Annotated in this window: 2 protein-coding genes; both read right to left on the bottom strand. The window is 70.0% G+C overall.

From position 1 onward, the window contains the following. A partial coding sequence (locus JHD63_RS22455; protein WP_198973007.1) for an aldehyde dehydrogenase family protein occupies window positions 1-1,232 on the bottom strand: 1,232 nt, incomplete at its 3' end. Between the two features lie 10 nt (window positions 1,233-1,242). After that, window positions 1,243-1,817, bottom strand: a 575-nt coding sequence (locus tag JHD63_RS22450; RefSeq protein WP_198973005.1) for an aldehyde dehydrogenase family protein, incomplete at its 5' end; no start/stop codon positions are given.

Raw genomic sequence — 1,817 nt, 5'->3', positions numbered from 1 at the left:
GGGATCACGCAGAGCACCGGGCCGAAGATTTCCTCCTGCGCGATGCGCATGCCGTTGTGCACGTCGGCGAAGAGGGCGGGGGTGATCCAGTTGCCGTGGGCCAGATCGCCGCCCGGCGTGACGCCGCCGAACAGCAGCCGCGCGCCTTCCTGCCGGCCGCGCGCGATGCAGCCGAGGATGCGCGCCTGCTGGCGCCGCGAGATGATCGGCGCCGAGGTGGTGGCCGCATCGAACGGGTCGCCGAAGCGCACCTGCTTGGCCTGCTCGGCGGCGTGGTGCAGGAACTCGTCCAGGATGGAGCGGTGCACCACGGCGCGCGTGGGCGTGGAGCAGACCTGGCCCGACAGGAAGGTGGAGCACAGCCCCATCAGCGCGTGGGCCGTGGCCTGCACGCTGCGCGTGTCGGGAAAGACCAGCGCCGCGCTCTTGCCGCCGAGCTCCAGCGACAGGCGCTTCATGGTCGGCGCGGCGGCCACCATGATGCGCTCGCCCACCACCGGGCTGCCGGTGAAGCTGACCTTGTCCACGCCGGGGTGCGCGGTGAGCGCGCTGCCGGTTTCCGCGCCGCCCGTCACGAGGTTGAACACGCCGGCCGGCAGATCGCTCTCGGCCAGGATCTGCGCGAGCCGCAGCACCGCGAGGTTGGTCAGTTCCGAGGGCTTGACCACCACCGTGCAGCCGCAGGCCAGCGCCGGCGCCACCTTCATCGCGAAAGTCATCACCGGGCCGTTGAACGGCAGGACGGCGGCGACCACGCCCACCGGGTCGCGGAACGTCATGTACTGCAGGTTCGACGCGCTGGAGAACTGCGCGAAGGTCTCGCCGTTGAGCTTGTCGATCCAGCCCAGGAAGTGGTCGAAGATGTCCGCCGCCGCCTTGGCCGAGACGCGCGTGTGGCGGCTGAAGCTGTAGGGGATGCCGTTGTCCAGCGTCTGCAGCCTTGCGATTTCTTCCTCGGCCGCGAGGATGTGCTCGACGATGGGCTGCAGCAGGCGCTTGCGGTCCTGCGCGCGCATGCGCGGCCAGGGCCCTTCGTCAAAGGCCTTGCGCGCGGCCGCCACGGCCATGTCCACGCCGCGCGGGCCGGCCTCGGCCAGATCGGTCATCACTTCGTTGGTGGCGGGATGGATCTGGTCGAAGCGGCTGTCGCTCCAGTCGTGCCACCGGCCGCTGATGAACAGGCGGCCCGGGCGCACGCCCAGTTGGTCGCGCATGGGAAGCAGGCTCAGCATGGGGCGGCGCTCAGTTCAGGTTGAAGTAGCTTGCCTTGGGGTACAGGAAGCTCTCCACGTGCTCCCTGCCGCCCTTCCAGCCGTAGCCGCTCATCTTGGTGCCGCCAAAGCCCACGGCCGGGTCGATCACGCCGTAGCAGTTGACCCAGACCGTGCCCGAGCGGATGCCCTGCGCCACCGTGTGCGCGCGGGCCAGGTTCTGCGTCCACACGCCGCCGGCCAGGCCGTAGGGCGTGTCGTTGGCGATTTGCAGGGCCTCTTCGACCGTGTCGAACGGGATCACCGAGGCCACGGGGCCGAAGATCTCCTCGCGGGCAATGACCATGTCGTTGCGCACGTTGGCGAACACCGTGGGCTCGACGAAGAAGCCCTGGGCCAACTCGCCGCCCAGGCGCCGGCCGCCGTGCACGAGCTGCGCCTGCCTGGCGCCCAGGTCCAGGTAGTGCATCACGCGGTCGAGCTGGCGCTGCGAGATCAGCGGGCCCACCTGCACGCCCGGGGCCAGGCCGTTGCCGATCTGGATGGTTTTGGCGAAGGCCTTCATGCGCTCGACGAACGCGTCGTGGATGCCGCGCTGCACCAGGA

This window comes from Xylophilus sp. ASV27 (assembly GCF_016428875.1).
In the GTDB taxonomy this organism is placed as follows: Bacteria; Pseudomonadota; Gammaproteobacteria; order Burkholderiales; family Burkholderiaceae_C; genus Xylophilus.
Note: the sequence above shows the minus strand (reverse complement) of the source record. Positions and strands in the feature narration are given on the sequence as shown.